The following is a 16,653-nucleotide window of genomic DNA, read 5'->3' on the forward strand; positions in this document are numbered from 1 at the left end:
ATGCAACAGCTACCTGGGAAAATGCCTCAGCCAGAGCCGGAAAACAGATGTCCGAATTGTTTATACATGAAATTGGAAGATATTCTGGTTCAAGCTAAACAGAAAGACCTGCATTTAACAATTATATTTAATGAACAGTGGGAACCGTTTCTTAACGGTCGGATTAAGTTTGGTTTAAAAGGTGGGGAGTTGAAACTCAGGCTGGAAAATGGTGATATTCCTGAAGAAAGTCGAAATTTGACTGGATTATTAGAACTGTCTGTCGAGAGTGAAACAGGAGAAATAAAAAATTTTCCTGTTCCTCTGTGTGAGATAACGACAAATGGTTCGATGACAACTCCTGCATGGGTGTTTAGATTAAAAAATTTTGCTGCGGTTTTGAAAGGTTCTATTGAAAGTGAAAGATTGGGAACTTTGAATTTGGTAAAACAGCCTTGTTCTGTGGAAGCAACTTTTGAGGTTTTATTACGAGATGTACATTTAATTGATATTGAGGGATTATATGCAGAAAATATTGATCTTATTGATGTGAATAAGCAGAGCATTACAAAAAGACTAATAGAACAATATTTGCTAAAGTCAAAGTTTCAGCCCTATCTCAGTCGGATGGAGTTGCAATATGGCTAATGAAGACTCTCTCTAAGAACTTCAAGACTTAATTCAACAAGTTATTGATGCAAAAACAAATGACTTTTTACAGTTGGCGAAAATTGCAGATTTGAATGTTAAAGAAGACTTTGCTGGAGCCAACCTGAGCCGTGCATACCTGAGCGATGCCAACCTGAGCGATGCCGACCTGAGCGATGCCGACCTGAGCGGTGCATACCTGGGCGATGCCAACCTGAGCCGTGCCAACCTGAGCCGTGCCAACCTGAGCGATGCCAACTTGAGCCGTGCCAATCTGAGCGATGCCAACCTGAGCCGTGCCAATCTGAGCGGTGCCAACTTGAGGGATGCCAACCTGAGCCGTGCCAATCTGAGCGGTGCCAACCTGAGCCGTGCCAAAATTAACGAAAAGACAAAACTTGATAGTAAGTGGCGTTTAGTTTGGGAAATTATTAATCAAGGAGCCGCAGGTCGAGATTTAAGTAATGCCGATTTAAGTAATGCCGATCTCGAATTTGCCAACTTGAATGGTGCCAGATTAGTTAAAGCTAATTTAATAGGTGCGGACTTAAGTGGCGCTAAAGTAGAAAACGCTAGATTCAGGAATAATTTAGGAATTTCTGCGGCAATGAAGCGTGATTTAATTGAACGTGGAGCAATTTTTGAAGATTCTCCGGGTGAGGAAGCTAAACTTTTAAGACGGGCTTAAAATATTTAGATATTCTGGTTTTTTAATCAGCTTTGTTTAAATTGCTGCGGGAAATTAGGTGGTAAAGTGGGAGCAAAGCTGTAGGTTAATTTATAAGATAAAATTTACTAGTCTTCTTGCCAAAGTCCCCAGCTTAGATTTTTAACGGCAGATGAATGCAGAGGAATTTTGGGAGAGTTTTATTGCTTTTTGGGAGTACGATCGCCAGCAGGAACAATTAACCATACATTAAATTATTTGGATATTTGCGGCAAAATTAGACTACTTTGCTGTAAATGTGGCAGTATATCAAGAGGTATTAGGGTGCTAGTTCCGTCAGTTTGTCAGGAACTATGGTAGGGAAAGTCCGATCGGGGATGTGTATGTCTGTAAAGAAGTTTAGCATTCTGGGAATGGTTCTATTTAAAGGAACTTGAGCAAAAGTTACGGCAATATGTTGATGGGCTATAATCTGGTTTGACCGGGGAACGGTTGAAGACTAGTTATATTTTTTTTGACAAATGCGCCAAAATTATGTATTAAATCCCATAGGGAAGAAAAAAGTTACAAAAGTTAGAGAAGTTGCTTTCTCTCAGGTGATTTCTAAGTTTTGGACACTTGTAATTCTGCTGGTGAGGAACTGGCGAACTTGATTTGACTATCTATTACTGACAACCTCTGCAAAATTTTTAGTGACACTGTTAAAGTAATGTTGAAAAAATCGCTTTCCCAAACGAACAGCCCCGGAGCAAAACACATCAGAAGTGTTAAACTGTCGTTGATTAACCAGAAAAGTTTGGTAATTGCTTTGTCAATGCTGGTGTTAACAGTTCCCCAAGTGGGGTGGGCACAAGCACCAGCGGGAACGGTGACTAATTGCCGTCCAGGTAGCGGTCGTTTTGGGCCGGAACCAGCTTATACTTTGGGTGCGGGCGATCGCATTGCTCTAGATATCTTCAATGTTCCCGAATATAGTCGAGAATATCAGGTTTTGGTGAATGGGACAGTTAACTTGGCGCTGATTGGAACTGTGTCAGTTCAAGGTTTGACGTTGGAACAAGCGTCTAATTTAATTTCTTCACGGTATGCGCGATTTTTGCGAAGACCGATCGTAACTGTTAATTTAGTAGCACCTAGACCTGTACAAGTAGCGATCGCCGGAGAAGTAAATCGTAGTGGTTCTTATATTATTCCTCTAGCTGCTGCGGGTGGCGCTGGTGGCGCAGGTTTTCAATTTCCAACATTATCACAAGCCATAACTTTAGCCGGGGGAATTACGCAGTCAGCAAATTTGCGTCAAGTGAGATTGCTCAGACCGGGTTTGGGAACAATTAATTTAGATGTTTTCGGATTGGTGACAAGAGGCGAACTCTGCGAAGATATCACTTTGCGGGATGGAGACAGTTTATTTATTCCCACGGCAACGAGTATTAATTTAACAGCGGCGCAGGATATCGTTAGATCTAATATTGCTCCGGTACAAAATGTACCTTTGAATATTTTAGTTGCCGGAGAAGTGATTCGTCCGGGTCCGGTGATCGTTCAACCAGACCAAACAGGAGCTTTCCCAACTATATCACGGGCGATTCAAGTGGCTGGGGGTGTGACGCAAGCGGCGGATTTGAATCGGGTGCAGCTGCGTCGCTTTACTAGAGGGGGTAGAGAACAGATTATTGGGGTAAATTTGAATCAAGTTTTGCAGGGTGGCGATCGCCGTCAGGATTTGGTATTACAACAGGGTGATACGATCGTGATTCCCACTTCGCCAAGTATTAGCCCCGATCGAAGTTTCCAAATTACCAATAGTACTCTGGCACCAACCCAAAATCAGCCGATTAATATAGTTGTGGTGGGGGAAGTGACTCGTCCTGGCCCTTACAGTGTACAACCAACACAAACAGGTTCGCCGCCAACTTTGTCACGGGCGCTGCAAGCTGCTGGGGGAATTAACCAAACTGCTGATATTACTAACGTGCAGTTGCGCCGGATTACTCGTGATGGCACTATCCAGACAATTACTATAAATTTACAACAGTTGTTGCAGGGTGGCGATCGCCGTCAGGATATCTTTTTGCAAGAAGGAGATTCGATCGTTGTTCCCACTGCAACTGCACCTCTACCAGTAGCCCAATCTTTAGAGATTGTTTCTTCTAGTATTGCTGCCGATCCTTCCCAACCTTTGAACGTAGCTGTGGTGGGTGAGGTATCACGTCCTGGAACTTATCTGATTCAACCGTTTAGACCTGCACAGGGCGTTCCGGGGGCGTTACCTTCTTTTGCGGGATTACCTACATTGTCTCAAGCGATTCAACAGGCGGGGGGTATTACGCCTTTAGCGGATGTTCGCCGGATTGAAATTCGCCGTAGTACTAGGTTGGGGACACAACAAATTTTAGTATCAAATTTCTGGCAATTGTTGCAGTCGGGCGATCGCTCTCAAGATTTAATCCTGCAACAAGGAGATACAATTTTTGTCCCTACGGCGCAGAATGTCGATCCCTCAGAAGCGCCACAAATTGCATCGAGCAGTCTCTCTCCAGCTACTATCAGGGTGAATGTGGTGGGAGAAGTTGTCCGGAGCGGGGTTTTACAAGTACCAACTAATACTTCTTTAAATCAAGCGTTGTTAGCAGCCGGAGGTTTTAATCCAACTCGCGCCCGCAGTTCTTATGTGGAATTGCTCCGCTTGAATCCCAATGGTACAGTGACTAAACGAAATATTACGATTAATTTTTCCAGAGGGATCAATGAGAACGAAAATCCGATTCTTCGGGATAATGACGTTATTGTGGTGAATCGCTCTTTTGCAGCACAAGTCACGGATGGGTTGCGAATTTGGTTAGATCCAATTAGTAATTTCTTCTCGATCTTTAACTTAATCCGTATTTTTGATGGTCTGTAGGAGGAGTTGATATTTTAGAGTTAAGGATGTGCAATTTTTTCGGGTCGGTAGTTGGTGGTTCAGGTGGGAAATTCTCAGGATAATTGACTTAAGTTTACTGATAAAGGAGGCAATGAAGAAATGAAAATTAAGCCATACGCTCAACCGATATACTCGAACAATATTAATGGGAAAAATCCTCATTCTTTGCCTTATATTTATCCTGAGCAGGTACATGAAGAAGAGGCAAATAAGTTAGATTTAAGGCAGGTTTTAGGAATTTTACGTCGTCGCGCTTTGGTTGTGGCTAGTGTGGCGATCGCTGTGTCAGCACTTATGGGAACAAGGGCTTGGAATACACCACCTGTTTATGAAGGGAAGTTTCGCGTTTTGGTGGAACCAATTACAGCCGAAACTAAGGTGGCGCAAAATTTCGGTGCAATTGTATATTCTATTTTAGATTATGATACCCAAACAGAAGTGTTACGCAGTCCAAGCGTAATGGATGGTATTGTTAAGAAAATAAAGGCTGAATATCCAGAGATTAACTATGGTTCTTTGGTATCCAGTTTAATGATTAACCGTTTGGGACAAACCAAAATTATTGAGGTGCGTTATAAAGATAGCGATCCGAAAAGAGCAGAGAGAATTCTACAAATTATTGCTGATGGTTACTTGGATTATAGTCAGCAACAGCGCCAAAGTGATGTGCGCCAAGGAATTGATTTTGTTAAACAACAGTTACCAAATTTGCAAGAACGGGTAAATGCGCTACAAGCAAGATTACAGAAGTTTAGGCAAGAGTATAATTTTATCGATCCCGAACAAAAGGCGCAAGAATTAGGAAATAGAATTTCGGGAATTGAAGCACAACAAGTGGAAGCAAATACTAAGTTAAACGAGTTGCGATCGCTTTATACTTTGTTGCAAGGACAGTTAGGATTACAGCCCAATGAAGCGATCGTAGCATCGGCTTTGAGTGAAGCTCCCCGATATCAAAAATTACTCTCTGAATTGCAAGAAGTAGAAACAAAACTGGCGACAGAATCTGTGAGATTCACAGAAGATAGTCCCATGCTTACTACACTCAAGGAAAAAAGACAAAAGCTGTTACCTTTGATTGCTCAAGAAAGCCAAAAAGTTATCGGTAATACTCTTTCTCCTAATACAGTCAATACGCAAAGGCTCAGCAATCAAAACTCAATCCGACTATCTTTAACTCAGCAATTTGTGGATGCGACAAATCAAATTAAAGTTTTAGAAGTGCGGAATCAAGCCTTAAAACGCGCTGAAGAACTCCTAGTACAAGAATTCAAACAAATGCCAATTCGCGCTCGTGAATATACAGATTTGCAGCGAGAATTAAAGGTGACAACGGAAAGCTTATTGAGGTTTTTATCTACTAGAGAAAACCTAGAAATTGAAGCGGCGCAAAAGGCGACTCCTTGGCAATTAATTGATGCTCCTAATCAAAGTTACCCAATTTCTCCTGACAAATATCGTAATATAATGTTGGGCGTAATTGCTGGGTTGCTCTTAGGTGCTGGCGCAGCTTGGTTAGTGGAAATGCTCGATAATGTATTCCATTCTGCGGAAGATTTGAAAAACCAAACTGGAATGCCTTTGTTAGGGGTAATTCCCTTTAGTAAGGGGTTGAAAAAAGTCGCTCCGGGGGACAATTCTGAGGCGGATGGTTTATTATTACCACACTCAGAATTGGCATTAGCTACTGAAAATACTAGAGGCCATTCTCGGTATAAAGCTTCTCAATTTGTGGAATCTTTCCGATCTCTTTATACTAATATCCGTCTGCTGACTACGGATATGCCAATCCGAAGTTTAGTAATTAGTTCATCGACTCCCGCAGAAGGTAAAACAGTAATATCTTTGCATTTGGCGCAAGCAGCAGCAGCAATGGGACAACGGGTGTTATTAGTAGATGCTGATTTACGCCGTCCCCAAATTCACAAAAGATTAGGTTTGCCTAATATGCAGGGATTAACTAATTTAATTTCTTCTGAAGATTTAGATTTTCATGAGGTAGTTCAGAATTACTCGGAGGAAGAAAATTTATTTGTTCTGACGGCGGGACAAATTCCCCCTGACCCGACTCGTTTGTTATCTTCAGAAAAAATGCAGACTTTGATGGCTGATTTTCAGTCAGCTTTCGACTTAGTTATTTATGACACTCCGCCTTTAGTTGGTTTTGCAGATGCTAGTATTTTGGCAACTCCTACTGATGGGGTAATTTTAGTTGTGGGACTAGGAAAAGCCGATCGTTATCCGTTAATGCAAGCATTAGATACGTTGAAAATTTCTGGAACGCCAATTTTGGGTTTAGTTGCTAATGGTGTGAAGAGTTATACTACTCGTTGGCATGATTCTTACAATCGCTACTATAACCAATCTCCTGTGAATCAAAGAGGCTCTGGGCAAGTTGCGATCGATCGATAGTTATGGGTCATTTGTCATTGGTCATTTGTGCAAATATGAAAAATTAGAATTGACAACTAACTAATGGCAGATGACGCACAATCTCATGTTTGGGAAAATCCCAGAAATTAAACGATTTTGGGCTAAAAACCATGCTATAACAAATAACAAATGACCAATGACCAATGACAAATAACCAATGACCGACGAATTAAAAATCCCTCCTTATACTTGGCAACGTGCGATCGGTTTGGGTTGGGAAAATTACTACAAAGTACGCTATTCTAGTAATTTAGATGATGGCCCTTGGCATGGTGCGCCGTTAGGTGGTTTTGGTGCGGGTTGTATTGGTCGTTCTTCACGAGGAGATTTTAACCTTTGGCATTTGGATGCGGGAGAACACACTTTTCAAAATATTCCGGCTTGTCAATTTAGTGTGTTTGAACAGGTAGGAAATGAACCGGGAAAAGCATATACTTTGTGTACAAAACCGCCGGAAGATGGGAGTTTGTCAGCTTGGAATTGGTATCCAGAAAATAATTCCGGGACTTATCATGCGCTTTATCCGCGCAGTTGGTTTGTTTATGAAAATGTATTAAAATCGCAGTTGATTTGCGAGCAGTTTTCACCAATTTGGGCGGGGAATTATCAGGAAAGTTCTTATCCGATCGCAATTTTTAATTGGAGTATTCATAATCCTACCGACCAGCCAATTACTGTTAGTATTATGATAACTTGGCAAAATATTGTCGGTTGGTTTACTAATTATTTCAAAACTAAAGAAGTGCGGGTGCGAGATGATGGTAGTCCGGTTTATGATTATCAACCAAGGATAGGCGATAGTACTGGTAATTTTAATCAATGGATTGAGGAACAATATCGGGTTGGTTGTTTGTTGGATCGGGTAAGATTGGGTGAGGATGTGCGAGAGGAAGAGGGACAATGGGCGATCGCAACTCTCGCTAATCCCAGTTTAGAAGTTTTTCACCACACCCGTTGGAATCCCGCTGGCGATGGCAATGATATTTGGCAAAATTTCGCTCAAGATGGTTCTTTGCCAGATATAGAAAATGAAATACCCGCAGATCCCGGAGAACAAATTGGCATAGCAATGGCAATTAGGCTAACAGTTAGACCAGGAAAAACGCGCCAAATTCCCTTTATTTTAGCTTGGGATTTTCCGATTACGGAATTTGCTGATGAGGTAACTTATTATCGGCGTTACACAGATTTTTATGGAAGAAATGGCAAGAATTCTTGGTCGATGATTCGCACTGCTTTGAAGCATTACGACACTTGGAAAGAGAGAATTGTTGATTGGCAAGAACGAATTTTATCACGGGAAGATTTGCCTAATTGGTTTAAAATGGCGTTGTTTAATGAGTTGTATAATTTGACTAGTGGGGGAACTCTTTGGACTGCTGCTTCGGAAACCGATCCGATCGGTCAATTTGGCATTTTAGAATGTATTGATTATCGTTGGTATGAAAGTTTAGATGTGAGGCTTTATGGTTCTTTTCCGATCGTCATGCTGTGGCCTAAACTGGATAAAGCAGTATTAGAAGCATACTCTAGGGCAATTCCAACTTTTGATGATAAAGAGCGAATTATTGGTTATAATCAAGCGTCAGCTGTGCGGAAAATTGCTGATGCAACTCCCCATGATTTAGGCGCACCTAATGAGCATCCTTGGGAGAAAACTAATTACACTAGTTATCAAGATTGCAATTTGTGGAAGGATTTACCCTGCGATTTTGTGTTGCAAGTTTATCGTTATTTTGTGTTTACTGGAAGGAAGGATATTGAGTTTTTAGAGGAAAGTTTTCCCAGTATTGTTAATACATTGGCTTATTTGAAAACTTTTGATTTAGATGGGGATGGGATACCGGAAAATTCTGGTGCGCCGGATCAAACTTTTGATGATTGGCGGTTGCAGGGTGTGAGTGCTTATTGTGGTGGGTTGTGGTTGGCGGCTTTGCAAAGTGCGATCGCCATTTGTGATATCTTAATTCAAAACCGCAGAGGCGCAGAGGACGCAGAGAAGAGTTGGGAGGAACAAAAGCTTATTTATGAGAGTTGGTATCAACAAGCTCAAAAAGTATACCAAGAAAAATTGTGGAATGGTGAATATTATCGTTTAGATAGTGAAAGTAATTCCGATGTAGTTATGACAGATCAATTATGCGGTCAGTTTTATTGTCGGTTATTAGGATTACCCGATATTGTACCCGAAGAATGTGTTATTAGTGCGCTGAAAAAAGTTTATGATTCCTGTTTCGTAAAATTCAATAATTTACAAGCAAGCAAGCAATTTCCTAATTCACCACTTGGCGCTGCTAATGGTGTTAAACCTGATGGTTCGCCAGAAAACCCCAAAGCTACCCATCCTTTAGAAATTTGGACAGGAATTAACTTTGGTGTATCTGCTTTTATGTGGCAAATGGGAATGCAGCAGGAAGCATGGCAAATTACTGAAGCAGTAGTTCAGCAGATTTACCAAAATGGTTTGCAATTTCGTACCCCAGAAGCTATTACTGCTGCTGGTACTTTTCGGGCTAGTTATTATTTACGTGGGATGGCAATTTGGGCGATTTATGGAGTTATGTAACTCGCAACAAAGACTATAGCAATTTAACGACAAAACCAGGTTTTTTAGATATCTTAATCTAATCTGAAAATCCCGAAGATATAATCAGAATTTTTAAAATTTAAATATCATGACTAGGTTTCCACACGACCAATTTGCTAAAGAGTACTTAAAAGAATTATTAACCCCTTTAGGACAAGTAGAAACCAGCCGCAATGTTGCTGGAGAAGTGAGAGAAATTGATGTATGGTTTACCCCGTCATCAACATTAAATACAGCATCGGAAACCTTGGGATTATTAGGAAGATTTGCTACAAAACCAGCTATTTTTGAACCATTTCGCAATGCAGTTACTGCTAGCCAAGTTCGCAGTTGCATGAGTAAGTTATTTGATGTTTATGCGGATTTAGAACGTCAAGCAAAACGGTCAAATAGTCGCATCAATGACAGTGAATTACCAAACTTATGGATTCTTACTCCCACCGCCTCACCACTTTTATTAGATGGCTGTCGAGCAATTCCCGATCTAGAAAACTGGCTACCAGGAATTTATTTTATTCCTGAGTATTTTAAAACTGCGATCGTAGCCATCCACCAGTTACCCCCCACAGCAGAAACACTATGGTTAAGAATTCTTGGTAAGGGAAGAACACAAACCCAAGCAATTAATGAACTAGTTGCACTAGCAGAAGATAATCCCTTACGAATTAATGCGCTAGAGTTATTATATAGCCTGCGCGTTACCTTAGAAGCTAATCAAAATTTAGATTCAGAAGATAGGGAGTTAATTATGGAATTATCGCCACTTTATTTAGAAAGGTTGGATGCAGCTGTACAATCAGGCTTAGAACAAGGTATTGAAAGAGGAATTCAGCAAGGCGAACGCTTGGTTGTAGAAAATATGCTGCGCGTTCGCTTTGGTGTTTTGGATGAGGAAATGAGGTCAATTATCGAACCTTTGTTAGAATTACCACCAGAAGAATTTACCCGATTGCTGATAGAATTATCGCGAGATGAGTTGTTAGATAGGTTTAGGAGTTGACACTATTTATGCAACTTAGAAAATCAAAAAAATTGGGAGATAAAGCCTTAACTCCTCTCCCAAAATTTTTGATTTTTTGCGAATTTATCGTTTTGATGCAGCAGTTGTCGGGGGTGGAATTGTGATATCTACGTTGGTAACTTCTGCGGCTAAAGTTGTTAGTGGAGGTTGAATTGCAGAAGCATTTCCAACTACTAAAGTGGCTAACTTTTCTGGTTGGAGGTATTTTTGGGCGACACGCTGGACATCAGCTGCGGTGGTTGCTTCTATGTTGCGCTGGTAGCGGAAGAGGAAGTCGGGGGGGTAGCCGTAATACTCGTAGCGAATTAACCGGGAGAGTGTTTGGGCTGGTTTTTGGAAGTTAAACACGAAGGAGTTTAACACCGAATCTTTGGCGAGGGCGAGTTCTTCTGGGGTGACTGGTTCGGTTTGGATGCGCTTAATTTCTGCGAGGATTGATTTAATGAAGGGTACGGTAGCGTCGGAACGAGTTTGTCCGCCTGCGACAAAGACACCTGGGTAATCAAAGCGGGCGCTCCAAGAACCATAAACACTGTAAGCTAAACCTTGGCGCGATCGCACTTGGTTAAACAATCTCCCACCAAAACCATCCAAAACCCCACTCATCACATCTAGCGCCGGATAATCAGGATTATTAAGTAAACCTCCTAAATGTCCCATTTGCACGTAACTTTGGGTCATTTGGGGTTGATTAACCATGAAAATTCCTCCGGTTTTTGCTTGAGAAACTTCTGGTAATGGAGGAACTTTTAGCTGATTATTCTTTTGCCAATCACCAAACTTGCTTTCAATCAGTTGACGCATTGTTTTACTATCAAAATCTCCCACAACGCCTAAAATTATGTTGTTGGGATAGTAGTATTTTTGATAGAAATTCAGCAAATCTTCACGAGAAATATTGTTAATTGTGGCGTATTCTACTGTACGGGCGTAAGGGCTTTGTTCCCCGTACATGAGTTTTTGAAATTCCCGACCTGCGATCGAATCTGGGTCATCATTACGCCTAGCAATATCGCCTTTAACTTGAGTTTTTGCCAATTCTATTTTGTCTTGGGGAAAAGCTGGTTCCCGGAGAACTTCTGCAAACAAACTAAAAACTTCCGGCAAATCTTTAGTTAAACTGTTAAAGCTAGCACTACCAGAAACTTCCCCGATCGAACTTTCTACAGAAGCAGCACGTTGCTCTAACAATTGATTTAATTCATCGGGTGGATGTGTTTTTGTTCCCCCACTTCGCATTACTGCGCCAGTGATTCCAGCTAAACCAATTTTATCAGCGGGTTCCCAGCGATCGCCAGTCCGAATTACAGCAGATCCGCTAACCAAAGGTAGTTCGCGATCTTCCATCAGATACACGATCATGCCATTATTTAATTGAAAGCGGGTGTAACTAGGAATCTGAATTTCTGGCAAGGGCGGAAATTTCAATTCTGTGTAATGTTTCGCTGTAGTTGCTGCTACCGAAAAGTCAAAATTAAAAACTAAAAAACCCAAAGTAACCACTAAGGAAAAAATTCCCACAAGCCATTTATAACGTATGCTCAACAAAGAAAAACCTCTCCGTCTTTTATCTTTAAAACCTTTTCGTGACATGGAAAAATTCCCTCTGTGTCCTCTGCGTCTCTGCGGTTCAATCATTTTTAACTCTCCTTCGGTAGCAGACGACCAATAGTACGATTTTCTGGGACAAAAGTTGCGTTAGCTACTCGTTGAATATCAGCCGGAGTCACAGCTTCGATAGCTTCCAATTCCTTAAACAAATTTTCCCAACTACCTGTTTTCACTTCATATTCTACTAACAAAGAAGCCATACCGGAATTAGAATCTAGCGATCGCAATAACCCTGCTCTAGCTTGAGTTTTTACCCTCTCCAATTCCATTGCCGAAACTGGCTCAATTTTCAATTTACTAATTTCTGCTTGCAAAGCTTTGGCGACTTCATCAACAGTATGACCGGGTGCTGTTAAAGCATAAAACAACATCATTGATGGATATTTATCACCTGGAAAACCACTAAAACCTTGAGCCGTCAAAGCAATTCTTTGCTGTTCCACCAAAGACTTATACAAACGAGAGGTACGCCCATCACTCAGCAAACTACCAATTAATTGATACACCACATAATCAGGATGATTAATTGCTGGTTGATGATAACCTTCTAAGTACCAAGGTTGGGTAGGTAAACGCAGAGTTACTTCCCTAGTTTCCGTTTGTTTCGGTTCAGCTGGTAAATCATCTTTTGGTGTGGGTTTAGCTGGATAGCGACCAAAATAAATTTCAGCGAGTCGCTTTACTTCTGCTGCTTTAACATCACCAACCACTGCCAATGTTAAATTGCCAGGAACATAGTAAGTATCGAAAAATTGCTGAACATCTTCCCTAGTTAAATTCAGCAAATCTCGATCGTAACCAATCACCGGACGGCGATAAGGATGAACTTTGTAAGCTTTGTCAATAAAAGCTTCAATCATCATGCCAACGGGGGAATTTTCTACCCGCATTCTGCGTTCTTCCAAGATGACTTCTTTTTCTTTAAAAAACTCGCGAAACACGGGTTCTAAAAATCTTTCCGATTCCAAAGACATCCACAATTCTAGTTTGTTAGCCGGGAAACTATAGAAATAGCGAGTAGCATCGGTAGAAGTAGTAGCATTTAAACCGACACCGCCAGATCTTTCGACAATTTGACCTAGTTCGTTTTGTTTAACAAGTTCAGCTGCTTGAGCTTCAACTTTCTGAAATTCTGCTTGTAATTGGGTAACTTCTTGTTGTTTACCTGCGGCTTTAGCTGATTGAATTTGTTGCCATAAACTATCTAATTTATCCAAGATAGGTTTTTCTGCTTGGTAATCTTTAGTGCCAATGCGTGTGGTACCTTTAAAAGCTAAATGTTCTAAAAAGTGTGCCACACCAGTTTTACCTTCTGGTTCATTTGCACCACCGACATCAGCATAAGTTAAGAAGGAAACTACTGGTGCCTGGTTTCTTTCCAAGACTATAAATTTCATGCCATTATCTAGTTTAAACTCGGTGATGCGCTGCATGACTCGATCTAGATATGGCCCAATTGAATCAGCTGTTCCTGGGTTTTGAGTAAGAGCCAGGGCGATTCCTGGTGTTATTCCACACCATAGCATTACAGCGCATAGAAAGGATATGAGCCTTAGCATAAAAGAGGATAGAGACATTGTTTTCCCAGATCAAATACGTGGGGATGCTGGCTTGATAATTGCTTCCCTACGGATGTTTTTTTGGTGACTATTTAGTAATTATGCTGATTTTGTGTGTCAGTAACAACATCAGCAATTCAAAATTTAAAACTAAAAATCAGAAAATCACCTTTTGATTGATTTCACAAATTTATAGTTAGCATAATTTTTCAGCAAGATAGAGGGAGTTAAGATGTTTTTTCATAAAAAAAAGTAAAGTTTTGTGCGATCGCTCCTGTTTATCCTTAAAGATTATCTTATCCTAATAGCTGCAATTACTGAGCCAACCTTGGTTTTGCATCTGCAAAATCAGATTAGGGAAATAGAGGCAACCTGGGTCATAACAGGTTAGTATGAGGTAATTATAGCTGTGGCAAATGCTAATACTTCTCGACAGTTTACTTCCAACAGGGAAATCTCCCTGCTGAAGATCGAACTCAGCCATATTTAATCAGTTTTCACTTCAGTTAAGATACACAAATTACTAACTATGGGAATTTTGCACAAAAATCCTCAGCCTCAGTCAGAAGATGCGACGCGCAACCGAATCATTAAGGCGGCACAAAAGTTATTTGCTCGTCAGGGATATGATGGCACAACGACTCGCGATTTGGCTACGGCAGCTGGAGTTGCTGAAGGAACAGTGTTTAGGCATTTTCCCAGTAAGAAGGCGATTTTAATAGAAGTGGCGACTCAAGGTTGGGTGGAAATTCTCACGGATTTGCTGACAGAATTAAGTGAGATGGGAAGTTATGAAGCTGTAGGGCAAGTGATGCGGCGCAGGATGTTAAATTTCCATAAAAATGGTGATTTAATGCGAGTTTGTTTTATGGAAGCGCAGTTTCATGAAGATTTGCGAAATCGCGTCCAATCGGAAGTAATTGATAAAATGACAGATGTAGCAGAAGCTTTCTTTGAAACAGCGATGGAAAAGGGAATTTATCGCCAGATGAATCCGCGAATTGTGGCACAGGTATTTGTGGGAATGTTTGCGATCGCAGGTTTCAGCCACAATACAATAATGGAACCCCAAGCTTCACCCCAAGAAATGAAAGAAATGGCAGAAGGTATAGCCGACATTTTCTTAAATGGAGTTTTAGCAAAAGGTTAATTTTAATCTAATCGAATGACTGTTTTTCCTTATGACCAATTTGCCAAAGATTATCTGAAAGAATTGTTATCACCTTTAGGAGAGGTGGAAACAAGTCGTAATATTGCGGGTGAAGTGCGAGAAATCGATGTTTGGTTTGCCCCAAAGACGGAGGTTGCACCTGCTACCCAGTTGGGATTATTAGGACGCTTGGCGGCTACTGCGGCGATTTTTGAACCTTACCGGAATGCGATTAATTTGGGTGATGTTCGTAGCTGTATGGGCAAATTGTTTGATGTTTTTGCTTTTTTGGAACGTCAAGCAAGGCGAAATAATACTCGTATTGAAGAGACAGATTTACCTTTTCTTTGGATAATTTCTCCTACAGCATCAGAGGCTCTTTTATCGGGTTTTGGCGCTACACTTGACGTAGAAAACTGGGGCAGCGGAGTTTATTTTTTCCCAGCACATTGGAAAGCGGGTATTGTGGTAATTCATCAATTACCGAAAACTCAAGAAACTCTTTGGTTACGCCTTTTAGGTAAGGGGAGAGTGCAGCAAGAAGCTATTGATGATTTGGCAAAAATTCCCGAAAATGATCCTTTGCGGGTTGTGGTGTTGGAGTTATTAAGTAACCTCAAGACTATATTAGAAGTAAGCCAAAATTTAGAGCCGGAGGAGCAGGATTTAATTATGCAGTTGTCACCACTTTATGAGCAACGTTTGGCTGAAGCTACTCAGCAAGGTATCGAGCAAGGTATCGAGCAAGGTATTGAGCAAGGACAACGAATTTTTGTGGAAAATTTGTTGTGTGCGAAATTTGGAGAGTTGGATGATGAACTAAGGGGAATTATTGAGCCTTTGTTAGCTTTACCGCCCGCAGATTCAACTGCTTTGTTGTTGCAGTTATCCCGTGAAGAATTGTTATCTAGGTTTAATTAGGTTTTGTTATTTGAACAAAAAGAAACTCGGTTTCTTGAAGAAATCGGGTTTCTAGATTGATGAACTCAGTTAAAATATAACTGGGTATTTAAGGAAATCAAAATCTGTAATGGATGTTTTAATTCAAGAACTTGATCTGAAACTGCGTCAATGGCAACCTGAAATTGCCCAACAAGTACGGCAATACATAAAGGAGGTTATTGAATTAGCAGATGAAGGTGGGTTGGATTTGGTGCGATCGAAAATTGTAGAACAAGAAGTGTTAGATTTAATTGATGAATCCGAAACCTGGTGAAGTGTGACTGGTTGATTTAGGACTTACGTAAGACAGCGTAAAGTATTTTCATTCTCCAATGTTAGACTCGTAAACAAAGCCATATTCCAAAACTTACCGATGCAAATCACCATTGATATTCCAGATGAATACATCCAAAAACTCAAACCTGATTTAGAGAACTTCTCCCAACGTATCCTAGAAATCCTAGTTGTGGAAGCTTACAAAGCACAAAACTTGACCAGTGCTGAAGTCGGACGTATTCTTAACCTCAACCGTTTTGAAGTCGATGCTTTCCTCAAACAACATAGAGCTTATCTTCATTACAGCATTATTGACTTCCAGCAAGACCTGCAAACGCTTCAACAGCTTGAGCAGGGGTGAACATTTCCGATGATTGTCATTTCTGATACTTCACCTATTCTCTACTTACTACTTATCAACCAACTTGACCTATTACCACGCCTCTACTCAAACTTAATTATTCCTGATGTTGTTCAAGCCGAAATGCAAGCCACAGGTGCGCCAATTGTACTACAAGACTGGATAGCTAAACCTCCTCAATGGCTTGAAATTCGCACAGTTCCCCCAGGAAATTATGCTCCTTTACAACGTCTACAAGCTGGTGAACAGGCTGCTATTCTTCTCGCTCAGTCCCTACAAGCTGATTTACTTATTGTTGATGATTTAGCGGCTCGTCAAATTGCTCAACAGCTTGGCATCAAAATTACTGGTCTATTAGGGATTTTGGGTGAGGCAGGTAGGCGGAAATGGATTGACTTTCCTGAGACTTTGAAACAACTGTTGCAAACTACAAATTTCCGTGTCTCTCCCCAACTCGTTGAGGATTTGCTTAAAGAATTTTCCTGATAACTCATTA

At 40.9% G+C, this 16,653-nt stretch carries 13 protein-coding genes; 11 read left to right on the plus strand and 2 right to left on the minus strand.

Annotated elements, in window-relative coordinates; genetic code table 11:
- The 6 genes from ACE1CC_RS25120 to ACE1CC_RS25145 all read left to right on the plus strand — a co-directional run bounded on the left by ACE1CC_RS25120 (position 1) and on the right by ACE1CC_RS25145 (position 10,237).
- Positions 1-627: a hypothetical protein gene (locus ACE1CC_RS25120; RefSeq protein WP_413273171.1), complete on the plus strand. Its 627-nt coding sequence runs from the start codon at positions 1-3 to the stop codon at positions 625-627.
- A gap of 73 nt (positions 628-700) precedes the next feature.
- Positions 701-1,315: a pentapeptide repeat-containing protein gene (locus ACE1CC_RS25125; protein ID WP_413273172.1), complete on the plus strand. Its 615-nt coding sequence runs from the start codon at positions 701-703 to the stop codon at positions 1,313-1,315.
- A gap of 688 nt (positions 1,316-2,003) precedes the next feature.
- A complete protein-coding gene (locus ACE1CC_RS25130; RefSeq protein ID WP_413273173.1) occupies positions 2,004-4,196 on the plus strand; it encodes a polysaccharide biosynthesis/export family protein in 2,193 nt (730 codons plus the stop codon).
- A gap of 120 nt (positions 4,197-4,316) precedes the next feature.
- Complete coding sequence (locus ACE1CC_RS25135; RefSeq protein WP_413273174.1) at positions 4,317-6,629, plus strand: GumC family protein; 2,313 nt, start codon at positions 4,317-4,319, stop codon at positions 6,627-6,629.
- Positions 6,630-6,807: 178 nt separating this feature from the next.
- A complete protein-coding gene (locus tag ACE1CC_RS25140; RefSeq protein WP_413273175.1) occupies positions 6,808-9,216 on the plus strand; it encodes a GH116 family glycosyl hydrolase in 2,409 nt (802 codons plus the stop codon).
- A 109-nt stretch (positions 9,217-9,325) separates the two neighbouring features.
- On the plus strand, positions 9,326-10,237 hold the full coding sequence (locus tag ACE1CC_RS25145) for an RpnC/YadD family protein (protein WP_413273176.1): 912 nt from the start codon (positions 9,326-9,328) through the stop codon (positions 10,235-10,237).
- Between the two features lie 84 nt (positions 10,238-10,321).
- On the opposite strand, the gene ACE1CC_RS25150 is transcribed toward ACE1CC_RS25145, so the two are convergent.
- Positions 10,322-11,896 (minus strand): M16 family metallopeptidase, encoded by a 1,575-nt coding sequence (locus tag ACE1CC_RS25150; RefSeq protein ID WP_413273177.1) that lies wholly within the window; start codon positions 11,894-11,896, stop codon positions 10,322-10,324.
- Positions 11,897-11,898: 2 nt separating this feature from the next.
- Complete coding sequence (locus ACE1CC_RS25155) at positions 11,899-13,428, minus strand: M16 family metallopeptidase (protein WP_459563918.1); 1,530 nt, start codon at positions 13,426-13,428, stop codon at positions 11,899-11,901.
- 529 nt (positions 13,429-13,957) lie between these two features.
- Here ACE1CC_RS25155 and ACE1CC_RS25160 point away from each other — a divergent pair.
- The 5 genes from ACE1CC_RS25160 (at position 13,958) to ACE1CC_RS25180 (ending at position 16,643) form a co-directional block, all read left to right on the plus strand.
- Entirely contained in the window at positions 13,958-14,578 is a 621-nt protein-coding gene (locus ACE1CC_RS25160; RefSeq protein ID WP_413273179.1) for a TetR/AcrR family transcriptional regulator, read from the plus strand.
- A 15-nt stretch (positions 14,579-14,593) separates the two neighbouring features.
- The gene (locus ACE1CC_RS25165) at positions 14,594-15,499 is read left to right on the plus strand and encodes a hypothetical protein (protein WP_413273180.1); all 906 of its coding nucleotides are present in this window, start codon (positions 14,594-14,596) and stop codon (positions 15,497-15,499) included.
- A 109-nt stretch (positions 15,500-15,608) separates the two neighbouring features.
- Positions 15,609-15,794, plus strand: a complete 186-nt coding sequence (locus ACE1CC_RS25170; protein WP_413273181.1) for a hypothetical protein — start codon at positions 15,609-15,611, stop codon at positions 15,792-15,794.
- A gap of 99 nt (positions 15,795-15,893) precedes the next feature.
- Positions 15,894-16,157: a UPF0175 family protein gene (locus tag ACE1CC_RS25175; protein WP_413273182.1), complete on the plus strand. Its 264-nt coding sequence runs from the start codon at positions 15,894-15,896 to the stop codon at positions 16,155-16,157.
- 9 nt (positions 16,158-16,166) lie between these two features.
- Positions 16,167-16,643: a DUF3368 domain-containing protein gene (locus ACE1CC_RS25180; RefSeq protein ID WP_413273183.1), complete on the plus strand. Its 477-nt coding sequence runs from the start codon at positions 16,167-16,169 to the stop codon at positions 16,641-16,643.
- Positions 16,644-16,653 lie beyond the last annotated feature (10 nt).

It is taken from the genome of Floridaenema aerugineum BLCC-F46, from assembly GCF_041929345.1.
GTDB lineage: Bacteria > Cyanobacteriota > Cyanobacteriia > Cyanobacteriales > Aerosakkonemataceae > Floridanema > Floridanema aerugineum.

Coding starts and splice junctions, on each gene's coding strand:
- ACE1CC_RS25145 (WP_413273176.1), top strand. CDS start 9,326: ATGACTAGGTTTCCACACGACCAATTTGCTAAAGAGTACTTAAAAGAA.
- ACE1CC_RS25165 (WP_413273180.1), top strand. CDS start 14,594: ATGACTGTTTTTCCTTATGACCAATTTGCCAAAGATTATCTGAAAGAA.
- ACE1CC_RS25160 (WP_413273179.1), top strand. CDS start 13,958: ATGGGAATTTTGCACAAAAATCCTCAGCCTCAGTCAGAAGATGCGACG.
- ACE1CC_RS25175 (WP_413273182.1), top strand. CDS start 15,894: ATGCAAATCACCATTGATATTCCAGATGAATACATCCAAAAACTCAAA.
- ACE1CC_RS25130 (WP_413273173.1), top strand. CDS start 2,004: ATGTTGAAAAAATCGCTTTCCCAAACGAACAGCCCCGGAGCAAAACAC.
- ACE1CC_RS25120 (WP_413273171.1), top strand. CDS start 1: ATGCAACAGCTACCTGGGAAAATGCCTCAGCCAGAGCCGGAAAACAGA.
- ACE1CC_RS25155 (WP_459563918.1), bottom strand. CDS start 13,428: ATGCTAAGGCTCATATCCTTTCTATGCGCTGTAATGCTATGGTGTGGA.
- ACE1CC_RS25180 (WP_413273183.1), top strand. CDS start 16,167: ATGATTGTCATTTCTGATACTTCACCTATTCTCTACTTACTACTTATC.
- ACE1CC_RS25135 (WP_413273174.1), top strand. CDS start 4,317: ATGAAAATTAAGCCATACGCTCAACCGATATACTCGAACAATATTAAT.
- ACE1CC_RS25140 (WP_413273175.1), top strand. CDS start 6,808: ATGACCGACGAATTAAAAATCCCTCCTTATACTTGGCAACGTGCGATC.
- ACE1CC_RS25170 (WP_413273181.1), top strand. CDS start 15,609: ATGGATGTTTTAATTCAAGAACTTGATCTGAAACTGCGTCAATGGCAA.
- ACE1CC_RS25150 (WP_413273177.1), bottom strand. CDS start 11,896: ATGATTGAACCGCAGAGACGCAGAGGACACAGAGGGAATTTTTCCATG.